Raw genomic sequence first — 24,135 nt, 5'->3', positions numbered from 1 at the left:
GAATCATGACTCAAGGCACTGAGGTGGACCCGATCCTGGCGTCCGTCCTGCAACGGCGGGTCGACGCCATCGCCAAGGAGATGGCGACGCTGCTGATGCGCTCGTCCCGTTCACCGATCTTCAACGAGATCGGGGACCTGGTGACCGTGCTCTTCGACGCCAAGGGCCGCACCCTGGCCCAGGCGGAGTTCGCGGCGATCATCGCGTTCGGCGCGCAGCCGCCGCTGGAGTACATCATCGAGTACTTCGGCGACGACATCGCCGAAGGCGACGTCATCATGCACAACGACGTCTACACCGGCGGCAACCAGAACGCCGACACCGGCATCTACCTGCCGATCTTTCATGACGGCAGGCTGGTGGCCTGGGCCGCGGCCAAGGGGCACCTCGCCGACATCGGCGGGATGACCGCGGGTGGCTACGACCCCGCGGCCAGGGAGGTCTGGCAGGAGGCGCTGCGCATCCCGCCGGTCAAGGTCTACGAGGCGGGCAGGCTGCGCCGCGACGTCTGGGACCTCATCTCCGCCAACATCCGGCTGAGCTTCGTCATGGAAGACGTGAAGTCCATGATCGGCGCCTGCACCGTCGGCAGGCGGCGCCTGGTGGAGGTGCTCGACCGCTACGGCGACGAGGTGTTCGACCACCACATGGAGTACATCCTGCGGGGATCCGAGCGCCAGGTGCGCGCCGAGATCGAGCGCTGGCCCGACGGTGTCTACCGCGGCGAGAGCGAGATGGTCTCCGACGGGATCGACACCACCCGCCGCTACCGGATCGCCTGCGAGGTCCGGATCGAGGGTGACGAGATCACCTTCGACTTCTCCGGCAGCGACGACCAGGCACCCGGCTTCACCAACATGCCCCCGGCCTCGGCGGCCGGCGCGGTGCGCATCGCCTTCCTCATGCTGATCGCCGCGGGCGGGGTCGTGGTCCCGACCAACCAGGGCCTGTTCAGCCCGGTGCGCACCGTCTTCCGCGAGGGATCGCTGTTCAACCCGCGCTTCCCGGCGGCGACGGTCTTCGGCAACCAGATGTGCGACGAGATCGTCGAGTGCGTCATGACCGCGCTGGCCGACGCGCTGCCCGACCGGGTCACGGCCGGCTGGACGAAGTTCATCTCCGCCATCCTGCACGGCGAGGACCCGCGTACCGGCGACCCGTTCGTGACCCTGACGGTCTTCCAGCGCAACGGGCCCGGCGCGATGAAGGGTCACGACGGCTGGGACGCGCTCGGCTTCACCGGTACGGCCGGCCAGATGCGCTCCCCCGACCCGGAGATGTTCGAGCTGACCTCTCCGCACTTCTTCGAGTACCACGAGTACCTCCCCGACTCGGCGGGTGCCGGACAGTGGCGGGGAGGTCTGGGCACCCGTTCGGCGTGGCGCTGCTACGGCGAGAACGAGGTGGGGGTGACCAACGGCGAGGGCGTCGAGGCCGAGGGCGCGATCCCGGCCAAGGGCCTGTTCGGCGGGCACGACGCGGGGCTGAACCGGATGTCCGTCGAGCTGCCCGACGGCAGCGAGCGGATCTGGGGTTCCAAGGACCTGGTCCAGCTCCCGCCCGGCTCGCTGGTGCGGGCACAGAGCTGGGGCGGCGCCGGGTACGGCGACCCGTTCCTGCGCCCGGCCGAGCTGGTCGTCGCGGAGGTGCGCGACGGGCTGCTCTCGGTGGAGCGGGCGCGCGACAACTACGGCGTGGTCGTGGACACCGCGCTTTGGCGAGTGGACGAGGAGCGCACGGCCGCCCTCCGGCAGAACGCGGTGAAGGAGACGAACTCATGAGCATCCGTGTCGGCGTGGACGTCGGTGGCACGTTCACCGACTTCCTGATCGTGGAGGAGGACGGAACCCGGCTGATCCACAAGACCAGCTCCATCCCCGCGGACCCCGCCCGAGCCGTCACCAAGGGACTGCGCGAGATCGCCGAGCGGCGCGGTGAGTCGCTGGACGCGTTCCTCCGCCAGGTCCACACGATCGTGCACGGCACGACCGTCACCACCAACGCCCTGCTCACCAGGAACGGCGCGAAGACCGGCCTGCTGACGACCGAGGGTTTCCGCGACGTGCTCGCGATGCGCGACGGCACCCGCGAGGACGCCTACGACAACCGGCTCGCGCACCCCGTGCCGCTCGTCCCCCGTCACCTGCGGCTGCCGGTCAAGGGCCGCCTGGACAACACGGGCAAGGAGCTGACGCCGCTGGACGTCGAGGACGTGCGGCGCGCGGCCGAGGCGCTGCGCGCGGACGGCGTCCAGTCCGTCGCGATCTGCTTCATGCACTCGCACGCCAACGGTGAGCACGAGCGCCGGGCCGCCGAGGTGATCGCCGCGGAGTTGCCGGACGCGTACGTGACGACGTCGAGCGACCTGCTCTCCCAGGCGCGCTACTACGACCGCACCAGCACCGCGGTGCTCAACTCCTACGCCGGTCCGATCATCAGCGACTACCTGCGGGTGCTGACCGAGACCCTCAACGAGGTGGGATTCGCCGGGGTGCTGCTGATCATGCAGTCCAACGGCGGGGTCGCCACCCCCCAGGAGCTGCGCCGCCGCGCCGCGCTCTCGCTGCTGTCAGGACCTGCCTCCGGTCCGACGGCGGGTCTGCTGGAGGTGGCCCCGCACGGGTGGGACAGCTGCCTCACCGTGGACATGGGCGGCACCAGCTTCGACGCCGCCGTGGTCAAGGACGGCCGGCCGCTGGTCATGACCGACGGCCTGATCGACCGGTGGCGGATCGCCCTTCCCATGGTCGACATCCACACGATCGGCGCGGGCGGCGGCAGCATCGCCCAGGTGGACGAGGGCGGCATCCTGCGGGTGGGCCCGCAGAGCGCCGGTGCCGTTCCCGGCCCCGCCTGCTACGGGCGTGGCGGTGACCGGCCGACGACCACCGACGCCGACGTGGTGCTCGGCTACCTCGACCCGGTGGGCTTCGCCGACGGCGGCGTCGGCCTCGACGTGGAGGCCGCCAGGCAGGCGATCGAGCGGGACGTGGCCAAGCCGCTCGGGCTCGACGTCACCGCCGCCGCCGCGGGCATCTACGACCTGGTCAACGTGGGCATGGCCACCGGCGTCCGGGAGATCACCGTCCGGCGCGGGCTCGACCCCCGTGACTTCCCGATCGTGGTCGCCGGCGGCGCCGGTCCGGTGCACGCCGCGGCCATCGCCAGGGAACTGGAGATCCCGATCCTGGTCGTTCCCCGGGAGTCGTCGATCTTCTGCGCGGCGGGCATGCTGGTCTGCGACTTCAAGCACGACCACGTCAAGAGCTTCAAGCTGCGGCTGGCGGACCTGGACGAGTCCAGGCTGACCGCCATCTGGGGCGAGATGGCGAAGGAGGGTCAGCAGACCCTGCTCGGCGAGGGGCTCGGCGACGACGCGGTCTCCTTCCTGCCCTCGCTGGACATGCGCTACGCCGGGCAGTGGTTCGAGATCAACGTCCCGCTGCCGGCGGAGGCGGTGCGGGAGGCCGATTCCGCGGCCATCGCCGAGGCGTTCCACGCCATGCACGACGAGCTGTTCGGCTACCGCTCCGACGACATGCCGGTGGAGGTCATCAACGTCCGGCTCACCGCGCTGGGCTCGGCGCCGAAGCCGGCGGTCAACCGCTCGGCGATGCCCGCCTCCACCGGTGACGCGCTGGTCGGCCGCCGCCCGATCTGGTCGCCCGCCCAGCGGCGGATGGTGGAGTCGAACATCTACGCCGGGCTGCGAATGGCCCCCGGCGACGAGGTGTCGGGGCCGGCCGTGATCGAGCTGGGCACCACCACCGTCGTCGTGCTCGACGAGTACGACGTGGTCGTGGACCTGGCCGGCTCGTTCGTGATGTACCTGCGCTCCCGGGCCGGGGAACTGCGCCCGCGCATCGTCACGGAGGCGGCCCCCGCCTCCTGACTCCGAGTAGTCGCGAAACGCCCGGCTAGGCTGTCCGTAAAGGCGAAACACCAGGTCAGAGCAGAGGCAACGGAGTACGACGGGGAATCGGTCATGGCGGAGCGGGTTGAGGCGGTTCTCAAGGCGGCCAAGGTGTTGCGGTCCTTCGACCCGCAGCACCGCATCATGACCGTCCGGGAGGTCTCCGCCCGCACCGGCATTCCCCGCAGCACCTGCCACGCCCTGTGCTCCACCCTGGTGGAGGCCCGCATGCTCGAGGCCATGCCGGAGGGCGGCTACCGGCTCGGCCCCGCCGTGGCCTGGCTCGGCGCGCAGGTCCTCGAACGGATCGGGCTGGCCGAGGCCGCCACCCGGACGATGGAGGACCTGGCCCGGCAGTTCGGCGGCGGCGTGCAACTCGGTCAGTACGTCGCCAAGGGCTGGATCGTCTACCTGCACCACGTCGAGCACGACCGGGGTCTGATCCGCCACCGGTTCGGCAGCCGGGTGCCCGCGTACCACACCGCCTGCGGGCGCGCGGCGATGTCCCGCTTCGAGCCGCTTGAGGTGGCCGACATCATGACCCTGCATCCCGGGGTGGACCTGGACCTGCTCCTGCGCGATCTCACGCTCGCGCGGGAGCGGGGGTTCGCCATCTCGGACACGTCGAGTCCCCAGGTCAGATCGGTCGCGGCGTGCATCCTCGACCCCGACGGCAGCGTGGTGGGCGCGGTCTCCATCGCGCAGCGCAAGTCGGTGATGAACGAGCGCCGCACCCTGGCCCTGGGCAACGCCATCCGCTCGGCGGCCCAGGAGATCTCCCAGCGCCTCGCGACCCGGGGCCGGATCGGCTGACCCGATCCGGTGTCTCCCGTCACGATCACGGCCGACCGGCCCGATCCGGCGATCCTGTCCGGCCGAGCCGGACAAAAGCCATGAACTCCCCTTATTGACGGCGTTACCGTGCGGCCATGTCGAGTGTGTTCAAAGTTCCGGTCGGCGACCGCACGTGGCAGCGGCGTTCCGGCGGTTCACCCGGGCTTCCCGCCCCCGCCCCGGCGGACACCGCGCGGGATGACGGCGGTCCCGGAATCATCGCGGGGCTCCTCGCCCCCCATCCGCCACACCTGCTGTACGCGGAGAACCCGCCGCAGAACGAGCCCCGCTCGGAGGGCGGCTGGGAGGTGCTGCGCTGGGCCTATGAGGACCTGCGCAGGCGCATCCGCGAGATGAACCCCGACGTGATCGTGCTGCACGCGCCGCACTGGATCACCATGGTGGGACACCACGTCAACTGCGTGCCCAACCCCAGGGGCTTCTCGGTCGAGCCGATCTTCCCCCACCTGCTGCGCTACAGGTACGACTTCCGTACCGACGTGGAGCTCGCCGAGGCCATCGCCGACCAGGCGAGTGACGACGGCCTGGTCACCAGGAAGATGCGCAACGAGGGCGTCCGCGTCGACTACGCGACGATCACCGCGCTGCACCTGCTCAACCCCGAGTGGGACATCCCCGTGGTGTCGCTGTCGGCCAACAACAACCCCTACTTCTACTCGACCTCCTCGCTGGACCAGATGGAGGTTCTCGGGGAGTCGACCCGCAAGGCGATCGAGGGGCTCGGCCGCCGGGCCATCGTGGCCGGCTCGAACTCGCTGTCGCACCTGCACTGGGAGCGCGAACAGGGCCTGCCCGAGGACATGACCTACGAGCACGCCTACAACCACCACCAGTACCGGTGGGACATGCGCCTGCTTGAGCTGATCAGGGCGGGACGTACCCACGAGCTGCGGGAGATGATCCCCGAGCACATCGAGCAGACCGAGTCGGAGACCAAGGCCGGCAGCCTGACCTGGATGCTCTCGGCTCTCGGCTGGCCGGAGAACCTCGGCGAGGTGCTCGGCTACGGAACGGTGATCGGCACGGGCAACGCGGTGTGCCTGTGGGACATGCGGGGGCGGCGGTAATGGGCAAGGTGACAAACGACCGGTTCGCCGGCGCGGTGCTGATTCCCGGCATGCCGCAGTTGCTGGCGGCCGAGCCCGCACCGGCCTGGGCCGGGCTCGCCACCGAGACGAGAAACGCCGGGGAACTGCTCCGCGCGGCCGGGGCCGAGACGCTCGTGGTGCTCTCCACGCAGTGGTTCACCGTGCTCGGCCACCAGGTGCAGACCGACCGGCGCCTGCACGGCACCCGGGTCGACGAGAACTGGTACGACTTCGACTACGGCACCATGGAATACGACTTCCACACGGACGTCGACCTGGCCGAACAGTGGTCCACGGAGATCGAGAAGGCCGGGCTGGAGGCGCGGCGCACCGGCTACGAGCACTTCCCGATCGACACCGGGATGATCGTCGCGACACGGCTGCTCGACCCCGGGCGGACGCTGCCGGTCGTGCAGGTCTCCTGCAACCTCTATGCCGGTGTCGAGGCCATCTCCGAACTCGGCCGGGCCGCGATGGCGGCCGCCTCGGCGATCGGCCGGCGGGTGGCGCTCGTCGCCGTCTCCGGGCTCTCCAGCGGCCTGATCCAGCGATGGATCAGGCCTGAGGAGGACCATCTGGAGTCCGCCGCCGAGCAGTGGGACCGGCGCGTCCTCGGCCTCCTCGCCGAGGGCCGCCTCGACGAGGTGATGGAGCTGCGCGAGCAGTACGCCCGCGAGGCCCAGGCCGACAGCCAGCTCCGCGCGCTCGCCTTCCTGGAGGGCACCGGCCTGGTCGACCGCCCGGCCGACGTACTCGCGTACGGCCCGCTCTGGGGCACCGGGGCGGCGGTGGTGCACTGGGCGCCGTGATCCGGCCCCCTCTCGCGAGCCCCCGGAAAAGGTGTCCGGAACAGCAGGACAACACAAGATGTCCAGTTCACATCGTGTGGTTGGGTTTCCGCAACATTGAGCCCGCCTCCATGGCAGTGGGACGGCTTTTAAGGGATTCGTCATGCATTCTTCCCATGTTCAAAGTGCGTCACCGCACAGCATCCGCGAAACCATGGAGGACAACGTCCTCAACCCGGTCGCCGACGACCAACGACGTAGCGGCTGGGCGCTCCTGGCCAACACCGCGGGTGTGGGCACCACCCTCGCCATGCTGCTCATCGGCGGCGGCGCCAGCTACCTCGTCGGGGTGTGGTGGACCATCGGAATGGCCGCCGTCTCCGCGATCTTCGGTGCCGTGATCGGAACCCTCACCTGCCGGGTCAGCCAGAGCACCGGCACCTCGTCCACGGTCACCAGCCGCTTCCACGGCCTGGGAGCGTCCGGCTCGGCGCTGGCGTCGCTGATGTTCGCGACGATGGTCATCTGCTTCCTCGCGCTGGAGAACGCGCTGCTCTACCACGGCACGCTCTTCATGCTCGGCTGGTCTCCGAGCACCGCCAACGCCGTCGTCATCTACGGCGTCTTCACGCTCGTCTGGATCGCGCTCGCCCTCTTCGGCGTCCAGCTCGTGCAGCGGACCTCCCTGCTGCTCACGATCGTCGCCGCGGTGCTGATGGTCGCGGTGGTCGTGGTCGCCTTCAACAAGTCCTCGCTGTCGCCCGGCGACGTCCTGGCCTTCCGCCCGGACGGCGTCGGCAGCGCCGAGATCATGGGCACGCTGGCCAGCATGATGGGCATGGCGGGCGCGCTCGCCCTCACCTCCGCGGACTTCTCCCGCTACGCCAGGACCTCCCGCGACGTCCGGATCATGTCGATCGGTGGCGCCGTCATCGTCAACTTCCTGGTCGTGGTGCTGGGCGCGCTGCTGTACCAGGCGGGTGACACCGTGGTGGCCGCCTACCTTGAGGAGCCGGGACGCGCGGCCGTGGCCGCCGCCCAGCCGGGCGCGACCATCCCCGAGAAGGTGCAGTCCCTCGCGCACACCAACGCTGGAGCGTACTTCGTCGTGCTGGCCGGTTTCCTCGGCTTCCTGGTCATGTACGCGGCGCAGGTCAAGGCCCAGGTCATCAACGCCTACACCAGCTCGCTCTCCCTCACCAACCTGGTCGACGCCCTGATCGGCCGCGCCCCCAGCCGCATCCTCATGGTGCTCGTCGCCAACGCGCTGGCCCTGATCGCCGTGTGGGGCGACATCCTCAGCCTGCTCGGCCAGTTGCTGGGCGCGCTGGGAATCGCGACCTGCTCGCTCTCCGCGCTGCTCATCACCGACTTCCAGCTGACCCGCGGCCGGCGGTCCGGCGGCCTGGTCGAGCGCTTCAACTGGGCGGGCATCATCGCCCTGGTGGTCGGCTTCGGCGTCTCCTACTACCTCTTCACCACCGGCGTCTTCCAGCTCGGCTTCCTGGTGACCCTCGTCCTCACCCCGGCGATCTACCTCGCGCTGCGCCGCACCGTGCTGCGGCCGGGCACCGGTACGTCGTACGTGAAGGCGACGGCCGCACTGCGCGAGATCGAGGACGCGGAAGCGGTCGCACACTGACCTCCCCCTCCGAAGGGCGCCCGAGAACCGGGCGCCCTTTTCCTTTTGGGCCGGTTCCCGGTGAACCTGACGCCCGGCTGATCCACCGGCCGGCAGGGTGGTGATCCCGCCCGTCCGGACGCGAGCGAAGGGCGCCCGAGAACCGGGCGCCTTCCTCTTTCCGCCGCCGCACCGGCCTGCCCTCCCAGCCGGTGTGGCGGCCCCGCCCTGTCCGGTGGCGGACATCGGGCGGGGCCGCCGGGGGTCAGCGGGCCTCGTGGCGCCGCTGGCAGGCGATGCAGTACCGGGCGAGCGGACGGATCTTCAGCCTCTCGAAGGGAATGTCCGCGTTGCAGCCGGCGCACCGGCCGTAGGTCCCGGCGTCAAGGCTCTCCAGGGCCCGTCTGGTCTCCGCGAGGTCGCGGCCCGCAGCGGCGAGGGCGACGAGCTCGTCCTGCCGGGACGCGACCTCCCCGTCCTCCACCGAGGCTTCGAGCTCGTTCACCCGGGTGGTACGCCACAGGAGCTGCTCGTCCAGTTCCTCACGGATGATCCGGGCCTGCACGCTGCTGAGACGGGTGCCCTCACTGTTGACTGACATGATCGGAAGTCCTTTCCAAAGCTGAGAACGCCAAGCGGCGCACGTGGCCGCGCTCGTCATCGAGTTCGCCCGGCGGGGCCTGGTCGAGGCCTCGCGGGCATGGCGTGAAACGGGCCGGAGTACGGCCCGATGGAACCTGCGGGGTATCGGCCGGAGCGGGGGTGTGCACAGAGCCGCGGCCGTTCCACGACTCTGTCCGGTGACACGCGGACACGGCGGACGGCAGAGCGCGCACCCGGGTGTTCGGTGAACACCGGCGCGCGTACGCCACCCGCCGGTCGAGCGCGTGGCCCGACAGGTGGTGAAGGGGAATGGATCGGCTAGATCAGGGGCGGGCTGCGTGAGCCCGAGGTCCGGTGAGTGGCCAGCTGGGGGCTGCGCACCATGTCCGGATCCCGCCACGCGGGGGACAGGAGCGGTAACAGGTTCGCCAGATCGGAGGCGGAGCGCTGGTGCAGCCGCCGGAGGGCCGGCAGGTGCTCGAAGGCGCCGGCGGATGCTCGCGGCATGGTCGACGACTGTTCGAGCCAGTTCCCGGGCTCCCAGACGTCGCCGATCGCTCCGGCGGACCGCTGGACGGGGCCGCCGCCGTACGAGGCCGGAGCCAGGGCGGCGAGCAGCAGGGCGGCCAGAACCAAGCCCACCGCCACGGACAGGGCGGTGGACTCACGTGGGGTTCGCCACGAGGTCGCCATGCTGCCGACCATAGCCCAACCAGCGAAAACAGGCACACGCCCAGTCCGGTGCCCCTGGACTCGCCGATCCCGGACCCGCCGGCGTATCGGCGCGGACGAGCGGTGGAACCGGCCCCTCCGCCCGGTCCGGCCAGGAGGATCTGCCGGAACCCGGCCCCGGCAAGCGGTAGTTCAGCAGCTGCCAAGGCGGGCGCGTCAGGCTGTTCCGTATGTCGTTCCTACCAAGAACCCATGAGATTCCCGCAGGTGTGGAGCATGAACGGTTCCGCATCCGGCCCATCACGGTGCACGACGCGGTGCGTGACTTCGACGCCGTGATGAGCAGCGCCGCCCGGCTGCGGGAGCGCTTCCCGCTGTGGGGCGGCTGGCCGCTCGACGACATGACACTGGAGGACAACCTGATCGATCTGGCCTGGCACCAGAAGGAGGCGCTGCTGCGCAGGTCGTTCAACTACGCGGTGATGAGCCCCGACGGCTCCCGCCTGCTCGGGTGCGTCTACGTCGATCCCCCGGAAAGGCAGGGGGCCGACGCCGACGTGTCGTTCTGGGTACGGGCCGACGAGGAGGGCACCGGCCTGGAGGAGGAGCTGGAGCCGGTGGTCCGCGCCTGGTTGCGCGAGGCGTGGCCGTACGCCTCGGTCCGCTGGCCCGGCAGGGAGATCTCCTGGCGGGAGTGGGATCTCCTGCCGCCATACCCTGGAGGATCGTGAGAGCGGGATCGGGGCGGCGAGAATCCGGCACCGGACGGGGTTCGCCGCTCCGTCCGTTCAGTCGCTGACCCGGCTGCGGTTCTGGTAGAGGAGATCGGCGTACTCGGGGTGGCGGCTGATCCAGGCCAGGTAGAAGGGGCAGGTGGCCAGCACGCTCAGCCCCGACTCCCGCGCCGCGTCCAGAGAGACGCGAACCAGCGCGGAGCCGATTCCCTTGCCCTCGTGGACCGGGCCGACCTCGGTGTGCACGAACGCGATCAGATCCGGCGTGCGGATGTACTCCGCGAACCCCACGACCTCGGACCCGCCTTCCAACCGCGCCTCGTAGCGGCGTGCCTCGGGCGCGTCGGTGACCTTGACCGTCATATGTCCTCCTCGGCTTCGATCGCGTTCGACCTTCCCGGCCCGGCACTGCCGGGCGGAGTCCTCCGCGATCGGTGAGATGTCAGCTGGGGCAGCCCGAAGGACTGGTACGGACGAATGTAGCCGACCGTGTCCCATGTTTATCGCCCCGCCTTCCCGTCCGCCCGGCAACCGGTCAGGTCGCCGGGCCGGTGGTGCGGCCGAACGACGGCCGCCGGTCGGTGGACCGGCGGCCGTGCGAACGTCAGGCGGGGTCAGCGGGCGTCGTGGACCTTCACCTTCTCCTTGCGGAAGTTGTTGCCCTTGCCGTCGGGCTTGTAGTTGTTCTCGACGTTGCCGGCGATGTCCACGGCGAACCAGTGCACCTCGGTGGTCCTGTCGATCGTGATCTGCTGCGCGCTCTCACGCATTCCCGCGGCGGCGAGCTTGGTGGAGTTCAGCGTCGGGCGGCTGCCGTCCACCGTGTAGTACACGTTGGCGGGCTCGTCGGTCTTGAAGGTGAACGTGGCCGAGGTGCTGGTCTGCCCCGTCACGCTCAGCTCCGACTTCGGCTGCTTGTTGTCGTCGGAGAAGGACCTGGCGACCTCCAGGATGCCGATCTGACCGGCGGCGAACTCCATCGCCTCCTCGTGGCCCTCCTCGAACGGCGGCTGGAAGCCGACCGCCTGGAAGCGCTTGGTCTCCGGGTTGTAGACGTCCGCGCCGACCTCGAAGTCCCAGCCGATGATGCCCCGGTTGTACCAGTGCTCGTCGGCGCTGTTACCGGCCGCGGAGTACAGCACGTCCGTCACCGGACCGGTGCGACCCGGCCAGATCGCCGTACCGCGCCAGGACTGGACCGCGGACAGGATGTGGTCGGAGGCCTTCCAGAAGAAGTTCTCCGTACCGAAGTCGACCCGCGGCAGCAGCTCGCGCCCGGCGGCCTTGTAGGCGCCCGGAGGCCACATGAAGTAGCCGCCGTAGGAGTGCGTGTTCATCGCGAACTTGATGTTCGGGTACTGGTTGGTGAGCCAGACCTGGTTGCGCGCCTCAGGCTCGGACAGCTCGGCCGGGCCCGCGAAGGTGTCGCTGGTGCAGACCGTCGAGGCGCCACTGTAGCCGTCGAACACCGACCCGACCGAGAAGTTGCGGTTCAGGTCCACGCCCCAGGAGTTGCGCCGGGCCGGGTCGCCGTTGGTCGCGTCACAGTGGTTGAACATGTTGCGGCGCTGCATGTTGTAGTCGTACATGCTGTAGTGCCCGCCGTCGGGGTTGGACGTGGGCATGATGAAGATGTCGAGGTCGTCGACCAGCTTCTTGGTCTGCCCGTCACGGGCGTAGTTGCGCAGCAGCCGCTCGGCGGTCTCCAGGCAGACCAGCGGGGTCACCCATTCGCGGGCGTGCTCCTGGCAGTAGAGGAACACACCGGTCTTCGAACCGTCGCGCTGCTTGCCGATGCGCAGCACCTTCGTCTGGAACGGGTCGCGCGAGACGGTGGCCGGCGCCTTGAGGTTGTCGGTCAGCTTCGTCGCCGCGGCGGCGGCGACGAGACCGGCACCGGCGTTGCCCCGGTAGGTGGCGGCGGTCAGCAGCGCCGACGCCGCGGCGTTGCCGTTGAGCGCGGTGACCACCTGGGCGGCGGTGCTGTTGATGGCACCGGACGCGTCGGTGCCGAGGTTGACCACGACGTCCTTGCCGCTCACCGAGACGCTCAGCGCGGCCGAGGCGGCGTCCGGCTTCACCAGCGCGACACTGAGGTCGTTGCCGCCCTCGTGCCCGTACGCCTTGGAGGTCACGTAGAGCGTGCTCGCCGCGACGGTGCCGAACTGGGCCTGCGCCTGCCGGCGGTAGCCGTTCGTCTTGTTGGGCAGGTCGACGATCTGGCTGATCTTCGGGAACTCCGCGGCCAGGGCGGTGATCCGGTTGGTGAGCTCGGTGGGGTCCATGTAGCGGTCGACGAAGTCCGCGACGTAGTGCTTGCTCGGCGACTTGCGCTTCTCGCCCAGCCACTTGGTCACCGGGACCGTGACCGAGCCGCCCCGGCTGCTGGTGATGGTGACCTGGGTGGGAACCGCGGTGAGGGCCAGCGGCGAGCTGAACCGGTGGTACATGTACTGGCCGGCGTCGGTGAAGCGCGACATCGTCGCGGTGCCGCCCGAGTCGGGGGCCGTCCCCTTGCCGCTGTCCCAGGTGGCGGTGAGCACGGTCTGCGCGTCGGTGGCGCTCGACTTGACCTCCACCGAGAGGAAGGGCTCGTTGTCGAGGCTGGTGAACCACTCGGCGCGGAGCGGGGTCAGCGTGTCGACGTCCGCCGCCTCCGCCTGCGCCGCCTTGGTGAGCGCCTCCTGCCGTGCGGCCCTGTTCTCGGCCACATCGGTCTGGTCGGAGATGGCATCGCGCACGTCGAAGCCGAGGACGCGCAGTTCCTGAGCCTCCTCCGGGCTCAGTACGGCGTGCACCTCCAGACCCTCGTCGACGGGCCTGCGGTACTCCGCGAGGTCGACGCCCATGTTGTTGAGCCGGTCGATGGACTCCTGGTCGGGAACGATGACGCGCAGCAGCGCCACGCCGTTCTGCTCTGTGCTGGACTGCCGGTCGGGGGCGACCTCACTGGCCTGCGGCGCCGGATCGGCCAGCACAGGCATCGCGCTGAGGCTGAGGGCAAGGGGCAGGGCGAGCACGACCGCGGCGCGACCGACTCTCCTCCCGTTGAGGGGGCTCCTCATGAAAAATTCCTCCAGTTCGCGCACACCCCAGGTAGTTGGTCATTCTGGAATGAAGTGCGCAATTGGCAAGAATCCTCGCCAGAGGCCGAATATTCGTCAAGGCCCCAAAAGGGCATATCAGGCGTACTTAAATTCTGTAAGCAAATATTCACATGAAGGTTATATATGACTCGCGCCATTCACCCCGAGACTGTGGTATATAGCAAAGATCAATAGCCTGTCAAGTAAGTACATCGCGTAATTGATGACCGTTTGGGCGATTTGTAGCCCTTAGTGCACATATGTCGTGATCGGCGACCCCCTTCGTCGGCCCCACCGTCGGCCGGAGCCTGCCGGCGAGGCGCTTGGGGGCGTTGACCCTGCCCCGAACCCTCTCACAAACATTTCTCAAAACAACCTCGGCCGAGGACTTGAGTGAGAACGAGTCATGGGAGGGATTCGAGGCTGTCGGCCGTCCCGTGCGGCGTTTTGGTGATCTTCTCTCGGAATCGAGTGTTTGTGAGAAGCGGCTCTGCGCGGGACGAGGCAGGGTGAAGGCCTCCTACAGTGGGTGCTTGTGCTTTACGGCAGATCTGCGGAAATCAGCGCACTCGACGAGGTGATCGCGCGGGCTCGCGACGGTTTCGGCGGCGCGGTGGTGTTGCGGGGCGAGGCAGGCGCGGGCAAGACCGCCTTGCTCGACGCGGCGGCCGCGCGCGGTGGTGCGATGCGGGTGTTGCGGGCCACCGGCGTTGAGTCCGAGTCCGACCTCGCGTTCGCGGCGCTGCACCAGGTGCTGTGGCCGGTGGCCGGTTCGCTCGACGCACTGCCCGAGCCGCAGCGCGATGCCGTGCGCGCGGTCCTGGGGCTTGCCGCGGGCAGTCTCGGCGATCGGTTCCTGGTGGGGGCCGGTGTGCTCTCGCTGTTGGCCGAGGCGGCCGCGCCGGACGGGCTGATGTGCGTGGTCGACGACTTCCAGTGGGTCGACCGGGCCTCGGCCGATGCGCTGCTGTTCGCCGCCAGGCGGTTGGGGACGGAGCGGATCGCGATGTTGTTCGCCGTACGCGGGGAGGCTCCTGTCAAGGGCGTGCCGCTGACGGTGGACGTGCGCGGTCTGGCCGAGTCCGCCGCGGCCGAGTTGCTGGAGTCCCGCCACGGTGTGCTGCCCGCCCAGGTGAAACGGGAGCTCGTCACGCTGACCGGCGCGAACCCGCTCGCCCTGGGTGAGATCGCCGCCCGCCTGACGCCCGCGCAGCTCGCCGGGCGCGAACCGCTGCCCGACCCACTGCCCGTTGGCGCCCGGCTCTTCGGCGATCGGGTGAGCGGGTTGTCGGCCTCTGCCCGGCTGGTCGCCTTGGTCGCCGCCGTAGAGGCCGACCTCGACCTGGTCCTGCGCGCCACTGAGCGGCTGTTCGCCGAGCAACCGGTACGGCCTGGCGCGAACGCGGCCCGATCGGCCTCATCCGGGCCGGGGACGGAGGTCGGGGCCGGGCGGGTGGCGTTGGCCGAGCTGGAGGAGAGCGGGCTGGCCGAGGTGTCGGGCACGAGCGTGCGTTTCGGTCATCCGCTCATCCGATCCGCGGTGCACGAGGCGGCCGGTGCCGCCGACGTCCGCCGCGTGCACGCCGTTCTGGCGGAGCTGACCGCGGATGACCGCCGCGCCTGGCACCTGGCCGGAGCCGCCCTGGGTCAGGACGAGCAGGTCGCCGCTGCGCTGGTGGCCGCCGCGGAGCGGGCGCGTGACCGTGGCGGGTACGGCGCCGCCGCCACGGCCCTGGCCAGGGCCGCCGAGCTGACCCCCGAGCCGCGCGCCCGTGCCGTCCGCCTGAAGGACGCCGCCGTCGCGGCCTGGCTCGGCGGCCGCCCGGGACAGGCGGAGTCGCTGCTGGCCGAGGCGCGCGAACGGGCCGACGGGGACGCCACCCTCGCCATGGAGATCGCCCAGCTCCGGGGCCGGTTCGAGCTGAACTCGGGCAACGCCGCCGAGGCCATACGGATCCTGGCGGCGGGTGACAGCTTGGACATGCTGGCCGATGCCGTGGAGGCGGCCTCGTACGTCGGTGACACGGCGGCCATCGTCGAGCTCGGCCGACGGGCGGCGGCGCACCCCGAAGGGTTCTTGCGGGACACGGTGGCCGGGATCGGCCTGACTCTGGACGGCGACGCCGCCGGGCCGGGCCTGCTGCGGCGGGCACTGGTGCGAGCCGGCGAGCTGGAGGACGCGGCGGGGTACCTGTGGGCGACGGCCGCGGCCAGCGCTCTGGGCGAGTCGGATCTGGCGACCGAGATGGCCGAGCGGGCCGGGCGAGTGGCCAGGGTGTCGGGGATGACCGGACAGCTGCCCGTCGTGCTGGAGTTCGTGGCGACCGCAGAGCGTATCGGCGGTCGGCTGGCGCGCAGCCAGGCCGTCTCCGAGGAGGGCCTGGCGCTGGCCCGGGAGGCCGGGTACGAGAACACGGTGGCCGCGCACCTGGCCAACCTGGCGGTGCTGGCGGCGCTGCGGGGTGAGGAGGAGCCCTGCGAGCGGCAGGCCCGCGAGGCGCTGGCCATCGCCATCCCGCACCGGGTGGGATTGCGCGCGGGCGTTGCGGCGTACGCGCTGGCGATGCTCGACCTGTGCCTGGACCGCTACGCGGCGGCGCACGACCGTTTCACGGCCATCGCCGCGGCGCGACCGGGGGCCGGGCATCCGACCGTGGTGTGGCGGATGGCGCCGGACCGCGTCGAGGCCGCCGTGCGCGCGGGCGACGAGGCGGGCGCGCGGGCGGCGCTGGAGGCGTACGAGCAGTGGTCGGCGCACGCCGCGACGCCCGAATCGCGCGCGCTGCTGGCTCGCTGCCGGGGCCTGGCCGCCTCCTCCGAGGACGCCTTCGGCGAGGCGCTGCGGCTGCACACCAACCCGTTCGAGGCGGCCAGGACGGCCCTGCTGCTGGGCGAGCGTCTGCGCCGCGCGCAGCGGCCGGGCGAGGCGCGGGCGCATCTGCGGACGGCGTGGGAGACGTTCGAGCAGGCGGGTGCCCGGCCGTGGGCGCGGCGCGCGCTGGAGGAGTTGCGGGCGGCGGGAGAGAGCGGGCAGGCCCCGCCGGCGGCCGTGCTCGACGCGCTGACCCCGCAGGAGCTGCGCATCGCGGGCCTGGTCGCCGACGGGTTGTCGAGCAAGCAGATCGCCGCCCGGCTCTTCCTGAGCCCGCGCACGGTCGAGTACCACCTGTACAAGATCTATCCGAAGCTGGGCATCGGCTCCCGTACGGATCTGGCGCGGCTAGTAGTTCTACAGAAGGCGCCCGTAGCCGGAGACGACATGCTCTGAGGCATGCAAAACGTGACCATCTGGAGTGAGGAGTTCGGCGCCGAGACGGACGCGCCGATCCTGTTGATCATGGGTTCGATGTCGCAGGGCATCCTGTGGCCGGACGAGTTCGTCGGCCGCCTGACCGCCGGAGGCCGCCGGGTGATCCGGTACGACCACCGTGACACCGGCATGTCGGGCACCGTCGACTTCGCGACCGAGCCGTACACGTGGGACGACATCAAGAACGACGTCTACCGTGTGATGGACGCCCACGGATTGGACGGCGCGCACCTGGTCGGCCACTCGGCGGGCGGGCTGCTCGGCCAGTTCATCGCCGTGGAACGGCCGGAGCGGGTGCGCTCGCTGACCGTCATCGCCTCCTCGCCGCTCGGCGGCGGCGAGGGCCAGGTGCTCCTGCGGGCCCTGACGGGGCAGCCACAGCCCGAGGGGAGCCTGCCCGAGCCGACGCCGGAGTTCGTGGCCTTCTACCGCGCGCTGATGGCCGCCCCGCCGCCGCAGGACCGGCGCGCGCTGATCGACGGCATGATCGCTGAGCAGCGCGTGCTGCACGGCACCGGGCTGTCTTTCGACGAGGACGCGGCGCGCCGGCTGCAGGAGCGGATCCATGAGCGGGCCCGCGACCTGTCAGCGGTGGCCAATCACCGGCTGGCCGCGGCGGCCAACCCCGATTTCGAGCCGGTGGGCGTGCTACACCAGGTGAAGGCACCCACCCTGGTCATCGAGGGCAGCCACGAGCCGGTCAAACCGGGTCACGGCGCGATCATCGCCGAGCGGATCCCGGGGGCGCGGCTGACGATCGTGGCGGGCATGGGGCACACACTGCCGCCCGAGGCGCACGAGGAACTGGCCGCCGCCATCCTCGCGCACACAGCAGAGTGACGCACGTTCCTGATCGACGACGAACTGTTCGACGCAGAGCAAGGGCATCGAAGCACCGGGCCGCCCCCCGGATGCGGCACGGACGGCAGCTGGGCCCCCAAGAAGGCCATCAAGTTCCACAAACCTCAGTAACACCCACCAAAAACGCAATACGCCTTTAGACCCGCCACCTCCCTCCCCGATCGCTACCCTTCGCAATGAAAAGTCAACGGTGAGTAAAGAGGGCACTCATGGGGCGAAGGTTGATCGTGACGGCGATCGCGGGGGCGGGGGTGGCCGTCGTCGCCGGTGCGCTGCTGTTCGTCTCCGGCGAGCAGGGGTCGCAGGCGGCGAGGTCCGCCCCGCAGATGCCCGCGCGGGAGGATCCACTGACCGGTCAGGAGGTCGCCCAGGCCACCACGATCGCGTCGGCGGGCTCCAGATCGCACCTGGCCGCGGGGCGGATCAAGCTGCTCTACGTGGAGCGCGACGACGACAAGGACACCTCGGACCGCCGCCGTGCGGACGCGTATCTCTACGACTACGGCAGTGACCGGCTCATCGTGCGGACCGTCGACCTCGGCCGGGGCACCGTCGTGCGGGAGACGGTGGCTCAGGGGGTGCAGCCGCCGCCGTCGAAGGAGGAGGAGACGACGGCCGCCGGGCTCCTGCTGGCCCACCCGGGATACGGCAAGGTCGCGCGCGAGGCGTACGCCAGGGCGGGGGGCGGGCGGCTGGGGTCGGCGGCGGACCTGGGGCTGCGCGGGCTGATCTTCACCCCGTCCGGCGAGAAGGGACCGGCCAGGCGGTGCGAGGTCCACCGGTGCCTGCGGCTGTTCGTCCGGCTGCCCGACGGCACCTGGCTGGACACCAGCCGACTCGTCGTCGACCTGTCCGCCAAGAAGATCCACACCCTGGAGTGGTAATCAGTGTTCCTCCGTTTCGCCCTCTCCTGCGCCCTGCTCGCCGGAACCCTCACCGCCCCACAGGCGGCCGCACCGATACCGCCGCTCCCCTCGCCCGGCGCGTCGTCCGGCGCTCCGGCGGAGACGACCGCCGCGCAGCCCGCGACGGCACCGTGTAACGCGCCGTACCGGATCGACAAGACCCTGCCCAACGGGGCGCGCTGGCAGCTCTGCTGGGAGATGCGCAACGTCGAGGGGCTGACCCTGACCAGGGTCGTCTACACGCCGAGGAACCAGCGGGCGATCGCCGTGCTGCGCAGCACCTCGCTGGCCCAGATCCACGTGCCCTACGACAGGGGCCGGCCGCGCTACCACGACATCGGGTCGCTGGGCTACACCGCCATCCCGCTCCGGGCGGCCGACTGCCCGCTCGGCGAGCGTCGCGAGCAGTTCGTCTGCGTGACGACCAGGGCCCGCGGCCACGCGTACCTGAAGTCGGTCCCCGACCAGCCGAACCTGACGGCCCAGGGGCGTGACCTGGTGGTGTTCGCCGCCTTCCAGGTCGGCTGGTACACCTACCTGGCCGAATGGGCCTTCTCCGACGACGGCGCGATCACCCCGCGGGTGGGGGCCACCGGGTCACTCGCCGGATTCACCACCACGCCGGAGCACGGCTGGCCCATCGGGGTGGGCGACGACAAGTTCGAGGCGAGCCACACGCACAACATCTTCTGGCGCCTGGACTTCGACGTGGCGGGCCGGGCCGACGACGTCGTGGAGCAGTACGACTTCAGCGGCTCGGGCACCGCGAACCGGCGGCTCGAGCGGACGACGTTCAGCACGGAGGCCAAGGCCGTCAGCAGGCCGATGCGCTGGTGGCGGGTGGTGGACCGCAAGGTGCGCAACGCCGACGGGCACCGCGTCTCCTGGGAGATCAACAACTCCGACAGCGCCCAGTACCGGGGTCCCGCCGACGAGGCCTTCACCCGGGCCGATCTCTACGTCACCGACTACCGCTCCTGCGAGCGTCTGGCGAGCGTCAACCCGACTCCCCAGTGCGCCAGGTCCGTCGACCGCTACACCAACGGCGAGCGGCTGACCGACCCGGTCCTGTGGGTCAACGTCGGCTACCACCACGTCCCTCGCGACGAGGACGCCGACCCCATGCCGAGCCACTGGCAGGGCTTCCGCATCACCCCCCGCGACGTCACCGCCAAGAACCCGTACTGACGCCGCCGGGCATCCGTGCCGGACGCCTCGCCCGGCCCGGGTGCCCGGCACCGCCGGTGGAGAGCGTTCCGGTATGCCCCACATAACCGACAATCGTCACTTTTCTCTCACTCAAATCTGCACCTTTTCCCAGCACGCATGGTGATAGTGGACAAGGGCATGGGTTGAGAGACCCGGGTAGGGCAAGGTAGGGGCTATCGATCTACGGGAGTGAGTCATGAACGCGCACTTGGATCTGGACCGGCTCGCGGGCGGAGCGCACCATGACCCGCACTCGATCCTCGGGGCGCACCAGGGTCCCGAGGGGGTGACGATACGGACGCTGCGCCCGCTGGCGCAGAAGGTCCAGGCCCTCGTCGACGACAGGGCCCACGACATGAGGCACGTGGCCCACGGCGTTTTCGCGGTGACGATCCCCGGCCTCGACAAGATCCCCGACTACCGGCTCCGGATCGCCTACCCCGATGCCGAGCCCTACGAGACGGACGACCCCTACCGGCACTGGCCCACGCTAGGCGAGATGGATCTGCACCTCATCGGTGAGGGGCGCCACGAGCGGCTCTGGGAGACCCTCGGCGCACGGGTCATGCGGCACGAGGACACCGAGGGCACGGCCTTCGCCGTGTGGGCGCCCAACGCCCATGGTGTCCGGGTCATCGGCGACTTCAACCACTGGGACGGCACCGCGTACCCCATGCGCTCGCTCGGCAGGTCGGGCGTGTGGGAGCTGTTCATCCCCGGTCTCGGCCCCGGCGACCGTTACAAGTTCGGCATCCTCGGCTCGGACGGGATCTGGCGGGCCAAGGCCGACCCGATGGCCCGGCGTACCGAGATGCCGCCCGCGACCGCGTCGGTGATCGAGAAGTCGGAGTACACCTGGCGGGACGAGGAGTGGATGCGGCGCCGCGCCGACAGCGTCGCGGTGCGGGAGCCGATGAGCGTCTACGAGGTACACCTCGGCTCCTGGCGCCCCGGCCTGTCGTACCGGGAGCTGGCCGTCGAGCTGGTCGACTACGTGGTGGACATGGGGTTCACGCACGTGGAGTTCATGCCGGTGGCCGAGCATCCGTTCGGCGGTTCCTGGGGCTACCAGGTGACGTCCTACTACGCGCCGACCGCCCGTTTCGGCTCCCCCGACGACTTCCGTCACCTGGTCGACAGCCTGCACGAGGCGGGCATCGGGGTGCTGGTCGACTGGGTGCCCGCACACTTCCCGATGGACGACTGGGCGCTGGCCAGGTTCGACGGCACCCCGCTGTACGAGCACGCCGACCCCGCGCGGGGCGAACACCCCGAGTGGGGCACCTACATCTTCGACTTCGGCCGCAGGGAGGTGCGCAACTTCCTGGTCGCCAACGCGGTGTACTGGCTGCGCGAGTTCCACGTCGACGGGCTGCGCGTCGACGCGGTGGCCTCGATGCTCTACCTCGACTACTCGCGGCGCGAGGGCGAGTGGACGCCGAACGAGTACGGCGGCAGGGAGAACCTCGACGCGGTCGAGTTCCTCAAGGAGATGAACGCGGTCGCCTACCGCGAGGCGCCGGGCATCGTCACCGTCGCCGAGGAGTCGACCGCGTGGCCGGGCGTCTCACGCCCGGTGCACCTGGGCGGGCTCGGCTTCGGCTTCAAGTGGAACATGGGCTGGATGCACGACACGCTCGCCTACCTCAGGCACGAGCCGATCTTCCGCCAGTACCACCACCACCAGATGACGTTCTCGCTGATGTACGCATACTCGGAGAACTTCGTGCTGCCGCTGTCGCACGACGAGGTGGTGCACGGCAAGGGGTCGCTGCTCGGCAAGATGCCCGGCGACGAGTGGCAGCGGTTCGCGAACCTGCGCGCGCTGTTCGCCTTCATGTGGGCCCACCCCGGCAAGCAGTTGCTGTTCATGGGCGGCGAGTTCGGCCAGGGCTCGGAGTGGTCGGAGGAGCGCGGGCTCGACTGGTGGGTGCTCGACTTCGACGGGCACAGGGGGGTGCAGCGGCTGGTCCGCGACCTCAACCGGGTCTACAAGAACTCTCCCGCCCTGTGGAGCGTGGACGCCTCCCCCGAAGGGTTCCGCTGGATCGACGCCGACGACGCGCTGGGCAACGTGTTCTCCTTCCTCCGCTACGCCGAGGACGGCTCGGCGGTGGCCTGCGTGGCCAACTTCTCCGGCGCTCCGCACGAGAACTACCGCCTTGGCCTGCCCTTCCCCGGCTCGTGGGAGGAGGTGCTCAACACCGACGCCTACGACTACGCGGGCAGCGGCGTGGGCAACCTCGGCTCCGTCGAGGCCGTCGAGGAGCAGCGCCACGGCCTGCCGTACTCCACCACGCTGCGCGTCCCGCCGCTGGGCGCCCTCTGGCTGCGCCACCCCGGCGCGTCTGAGTCCACCGTGGAGCCCGCAGCGGACGAGCGCGCGGTGGAGATCGTACGGGAGCAACCGGGGAGGCGGGCCGCGACCGAGTCGCCCGCCGACGAACCGGAGGAGCGTGAGAAGGCCGAACCGGCCTGATCAAGGCTCGGTGCCCCGGCGATCGGCTCCCTGACCCGTCTCTTGACCGGTGAGGCGACGGCGACGTTCGGGCGCCGCCCCTTCGGAACGGCCTCCCCGGGAACCGGACCGCAGAGGGCCGGTCACGCGACCGCGTGACCGGCCCTTTCCGCGTTTTCGCCCCCCTGCCTCCACTCGCTTCCCCCAAAACCTTAAATCGGCCTTATATCCATGACCGAGGCATTGACCGCCGGCGAAGGAGAACCTACGCTCAGGAAACTAATAGGAAACTTTCCTATGAGTACGGGGGCTTGGCACTCTCTGACCTGGAGCGACCCTTGCGACGAATTACCATCGGCTCCTTCATCGCAGCGGCGGCGCTGCTGGTTCCCCTGGGGATCGGCAACGCGACGGCCGCCACACCCGCAACCGCGACGTACTCGACCGCCTCCGACTGGGGCTCCGGCTTCGAGGGCAAGGTCATCGTCAAGGCCGGCACGAGCGCGCTGACCAGTTGGAAGGTCGAGTTCGACCTCCCCGCCGGCAAGTCGATCAGCTCGGCCTGGGACGCGGACATGACCAAGAGCGGGGACCACTACACCTTCGTCAACAAGTCGTGGAACGGCGCGCTGGCGGCGGGTGCCTCGGTGAGCTTCGGCTTCAACGGCGCGCCCGGCGGGGTGTCCGGCGTGCTGAACTGCAAGCTCAACGGCGCCGCCTGCGACGGCACCGGCGGCCCCGACCCGACGCCCACCCCGACCCCGACGGTGACCCCGACCCCCACCCCCACGCCGACCGTGACCCCGACCGTCGACCCCTCCGCCAAGAAGCTCATCGGCTACTTCACCCAGTGGGGCGTCTACGGCCGTAACTACCACGTGAAGAACCTGGTCACCAGCGGTTCCGCGAGCAAGCTGACGCACATCCTGTACGCCTTCGGCAACACCACCGGCGGCAGGTGCACCATCGGTGACTCCTACGCCGACTACGAGAAGGCATACACCGCGGACCAGAGCGTCGACGGCGTGGCCGACACCTGGGACCAGCCGCTGCGCGGCAACTTCAACCAGCTCCGCAAGCTGAAGAAGGCGTACCCGAACATCAAGGTCATCTGGTCCTTCGGCGGCTGGACCTGGTCCGGCGGCTTCACCCAGGCCGCGGCCAACCCGACCGCGTTCGCCGACTCCTGCTACAACCTGGTCGAGGACCCGCGCTGGGCGGACGTGTTCGACGGCATCGACATCGACTGGGAGTACCCCAACTCCTGCGGTCTCACCTGTGACAACAGCGGCCCGAACGCGTTCAAGAACGTGATCTCCGCGCTGCGGGCCAAGTTCGGCACCGGCAACCTGGTCACGGCGGCCATCACCGCCGACGGCTCCACCGGCGGCAAGATGGACGTCGCCGACTACGCCGGCGCGGTCTCGAATCTCAACTGGCTCATGCCGATGACCTACGACTTCTTCGGCGCCTGGGACGCCCAGGGTCCGACGGCTCCGCACTCGCCCCTCACCGCCCTCCCCAACCCCACGAAGCCCGGCTTCTACTCCGACGCCGCCATCCAGAAGCTGAAGGGCAAGGGCGTGCCCGCCAACAAGCTCATGCTCGGCATCGGCTTCTACGGTCGCGGCTGGACCGGCGTGACCCAGGCGGCCCCCGGCGGCACCGCCACCGGTCCCGCCCCCGGCACCTACGAGCAGGGCAACGAGGACTACAAGGTCCTCAAGACCAAGTGCCCGGCCACCGGCACCGTCGCCGGCACCGCCTACGGCTTCTGCAACGGCCAGTGGTGGGGCTACGACACCCCCGCCACCATCACCGGCAAGATGACCTACGCCAAGAACCAGGGCCTGGGTGGTGCGTTCTTCTGGGAGACCAGCGGCGACACCGCGAACGGTGAGCTCATCACCGCCATGTCCAACGGTCTCAAGTAATATCCCAATCACTCGACCCTCCGTGTGCGTCACGCCGCGGGGGGTCGAGCAGTTTCTGAGAAGATCCTCAAAATCCGGGGCAAAGTATTCACTCGGCG

17 protein-coding genes are annotated in these 24,135 nt (G+C 70.0%); 13 read left to right on the top strand and 4 right to left on the bottom strand.

Going from position 1 to position 24,135, the window contains the following annotated elements:
• Positions 1-5 precede the first annotated feature (5 nt).
• The 6 genes from ABT061_RS09480 (at position 6) to ABT061_RS09455 (ending at position 8,286) form a co-directional block, all read left to right on the top strand.
• On the top strand, positions 6-1,781 hold the full coding sequence (locus tag ABT061_RS09480) for a hydantoinase B/oxoprolinase family protein (protein WP_350914522.1): 1,776 nt from the start codon (positions 6-8) through the stop codon (positions 1,779-1,781).
• Positions 1,778-3,892 (top strand): hydantoinase/oxoprolinase family protein, encoded by a 2,115-nt coding sequence (locus tag ABT061_RS09475; RefSeq protein ID WP_350914521.1) that lies wholly within the window; start codon positions 1,778-1,780, stop codon positions 3,890-3,892. The genes ABT061_RS09480 and ABT061_RS09475 overlap by 4 nt, the downstream gene beginning before the upstream one ends.
• Positions 3,893-3,985: 93 nt before the next feature.
• Positions 3,986-4,726 carry an IclR family transcriptional regulator gene (locus ABT061_RS09470; protein WP_350914519.1) on the top strand — a complete coding sequence of 247 codons (741 nt, stop codon included), beginning with the start codon at positions 3,986-3,988 and terminating at the stop codon, positions 4,724-4,726.
• Positions 4,727-4,842: 116 nt separating this feature from the next.
• Positions 4,843-5,835, top strand: coding sequence for a DODA-type extradiol aromatic ring-opening family dioxygenase (locus ABT061_RS09465; RefSeq protein WP_350914518.1), 993 nt, complete (start codon positions 4,843-4,845; stop codon positions 5,833-5,835).
• Entirely contained in the window at positions 5,835-6,665 is an 831-nt protein-coding gene (locus tag ABT061_RS09460; RefSeq protein ID WP_350914516.1) for a DODA-type extradiol aromatic ring-opening family dioxygenase, read from the top strand. The genes ABT061_RS09465 and ABT061_RS09460 overlap by 1 nt, the downstream gene beginning before the upstream one ends.
• A gap of 193 nt (positions 6,666-6,858) precedes the next feature.
• Positions 6,859-8,286: a purine-cytosine permease family protein gene (locus ABT061_RS09455; protein WP_350914513.1), complete on the top strand. Its 1,428-nt coding sequence runs from the start codon at positions 6,859-6,861 to the stop codon at positions 8,284-8,286.
• Positions 8,287-8,530: 244 nt separating this feature from the next.
• On the opposite strand, the gene ABT061_RS09450 is transcribed toward ABT061_RS09455, so the two are convergent.
• Complete coding sequence (locus ABT061_RS09450) at positions 8,531-8,866, bottom strand: TraR/DksA family transcriptional regulator (RefSeq protein ID WP_350914510.1); 336 nt, start codon at positions 8,864-8,866, stop codon at positions 8,531-8,533.
• A 320-nt stretch (positions 8,867-9,186) separates the two neighbouring features.
• Positions 9,187-9,561, bottom strand: a complete 375-nt coding sequence (locus ABT061_RS09445; RefSeq protein WP_350914508.1) for a hypothetical protein — start codon at positions 9,559-9,561, stop codon at positions 9,187-9,189.
• A 209-nt stretch (positions 9,562-9,770) separates the two neighbouring features.
• On the opposite strand from ABT061_RS09445, the gene ABT061_RS09440 reads away from it, so the two are divergent.
• Positions 9,771-10,271 (top strand): GNAT family N-acetyltransferase, encoded by a 501-nt coding sequence (locus ABT061_RS09440; RefSeq protein WP_350914506.1) that lies wholly within the window; start codon positions 9,771-9,773, stop codon positions 10,269-10,271.
• 57 nt (positions 10,272-10,328) lie between these two features.
• Here the strand turns inward: ABT061_RS09440 and ABT061_RS09435 are convergent, their stop codons facing one another.
• Positions 10,329-10,637 carry a GNAT family N-acetyltransferase gene (locus ABT061_RS09435; RefSeq protein WP_350914504.1) on the bottom strand — a complete coding sequence of 103 codons (309 nt, stop codon included), beginning with the start codon at positions 10,635-10,637 and terminating at the stop codon, positions 10,329-10,331.
• A gap of 251 nt (positions 10,638-10,888) precedes the next feature.
• Entirely contained in the window at positions 10,889-13,339 is a 2,451-nt protein-coding gene (locus ABT061_RS09430) for a M14 family zinc carboxypeptidase (protein WP_350914502.1), read from the bottom strand.
• Between the two features lie 550 nt (positions 13,340-13,889).
• Between ABT061_RS09430 and ABT061_RS09425 the strand changes: the two genes are divergently transcribed.
• The 6 genes from ABT061_RS09425 to ABT061_RS09400 all read left to right on the top strand — a co-directional run bounded on the left by ABT061_RS09425 (position 13,890) and on the right by ABT061_RS09400 (position 24,037).
• Complete coding sequence (locus ABT061_RS09425; protein ID WP_350914500.1) at positions 13,890-16,628, top strand: helix-turn-helix transcriptional regulator; 2,739 nt, start codon at positions 13,890-13,892, stop codon at positions 16,626-16,628.
• A gap of 3 nt (positions 16,629-16,631) precedes the next feature.
• Complete coding sequence (locus tag ABT061_RS09420) at positions 16,632-17,510, top strand: alpha/beta hydrolase (RefSeq protein WP_350914498.1); 879 nt, start codon at positions 16,632-16,634, stop codon at positions 17,508-17,510.
• A 230-nt stretch (positions 17,511-17,740) separates the two neighbouring features.
• Positions 17,741-18,415 (top strand): hypothetical protein, encoded by a 675-nt coding sequence (locus ABT061_RS09415; protein WP_350914496.1) that lies wholly within the window; start codon positions 17,741-17,743, stop codon positions 18,413-18,415.
• Positions 18,416-18,418: 3 nt separating this feature from the next.
• Positions 18,419-19,624 carry a copper amine oxidase gene (locus ABT061_RS09410; RefSeq protein WP_350914494.1) on the top strand — a complete coding sequence of 402 codons (1,206 nt, stop codon included), beginning with the start codon at positions 18,419-18,421 and terminating at the stop codon, positions 19,622-19,624.
• Between the two features lie 217 nt (positions 19,625-19,841).
• Complete coding sequence (glgB, locus tag ABT061_RS09405; RefSeq protein WP_350914492.1) at positions 19,842-22,124, top strand: 1,4-alpha-glucan branching protein GlgB; 2,283 nt, start codon at positions 19,842-19,844, stop codon at positions 22,122-22,124.
• 317 nt (positions 22,125-22,441) lie between these two features.
• On the top strand, positions 22,442-24,037 hold the full coding sequence (locus ABT061_RS09400; protein ID WP_350914490.1) for a glycosyl hydrolase family 18 protein: 1,596 nt from the start codon (positions 22,442-22,444) through the stop codon (positions 24,035-24,037).
• Positions 24,038-24,135: the final 98 nt, after the last annotated feature.

The sequence above is a fragment of the Streptosporangium sp. NPDC002544 genome (assembly GCF_040295965.1).
Lineage (GTDB): Bacteria > Actinomycetota > Actinomycetes > Streptosporangiales > Streptosporangiaceae > Streptosporangium.
This window is presented reverse-complemented; position numbering and strand designations above follow the sequence as displayed.

What these genes read in the sequence shown, in the direction of transcription:
- ABT061_RS09480 (WP_350914522.1), top strand. Translation starts at nt 6, where the DNA reads ATGACTCAAGGCACTGAGGTGGACCCGATCCTGGCGTCCGTCCTGCAA.
- ABT061_RS09475 (WP_350914521.1), top strand. Translation starts at nt 1,778, where the DNA reads ATGAGCATCCGTGTCGGCGTGGACGTCGGTGGCACGTTCACCGACTTC.
- ABT061_RS09470 (WP_350914519.1), top strand. Translation starts at nt 3,986, where the DNA reads ATGGCGGAGCGGGTTGAGGCGGTTCTCAAGGCGGCCAAGGTGTTGCGG.
- ABT061_RS09465 (WP_350914518.1), top strand. Translation starts at nt 4,843, where the DNA reads ATGTCGAGTGTGTTCAAAGTTCCGGTCGGCGACCGCACGTGGCAGCGG.
- ABT061_RS09460 (WP_350914516.1), top strand. Translation starts at nt 5,835, where the DNA reads ATGGGCAAGGTGACAAACGACCGGTTCGCCGGCGCGGTGCTGATTCCC.
- ABT061_RS09455 (WP_350914513.1), top strand. Translation starts at nt 6,859, where the DNA reads ATGGAGGACAACGTCCTCAACCCGGTCGCCGACGACCAACGACGTAGC.
- ABT061_RS09450 (WP_350914510.1), bottom strand. Translation starts at nt 8,866, where the DNA reads ATGTCAGTCAACAGTGAGGGCACCCGTCTCAGCAGCGTGCAGGCCCGG.
- ABT061_RS09445 (WP_350914508.1), bottom strand. Translation starts at nt 9,561, where the DNA reads ATGGCGACCTCGTGGCGAACCCCACGTGAGTCCACCGCCCTGTCCGTG.
- ABT061_RS09440 (WP_350914506.1), top strand. Translation starts at nt 9,771, where the DNA reads ATGTCGTTCCTACCAAGAACCCATGAGATTCCCGCAGGTGTGGAGCAT.
- ABT061_RS09435 (WP_350914504.1), bottom strand. Translation starts at nt 10,637, where the DNA reads ATGACGGTCAAGGTCACCGACGCGCCCGAGGCACGCCGCTACGAGGCG.
- ABT061_RS09430 (WP_350914502.1), bottom strand. Translation starts at nt 13,339, where the DNA reads ATGAGGAGCCCCCTCAACGGGAGGAGAGTCGGTCGCGCCGCGGTCGTG.
- ABT061_RS09420 (WP_350914498.1), top strand. Translation starts at nt 16,632, where the DNA reads ATGCAAAACGTGACCATCTGGAGTGAGGAGTTCGGCGCCGAGACGGAC.
- ABT061_RS09415 (WP_350914496.1), top strand. Translation starts at nt 17,741, where the DNA reads ATGGGGCGAAGGTTGATCGTGACGGCGATCGCGGGGGCGGGGGTGGCC.
- glgB (WP_350914492.1), top strand. Translation starts at nt 19,842, where the DNA reads ATGAACGCGCACTTGGATCTGGACCGGCTCGCGGGCGGAGCGCACCAT.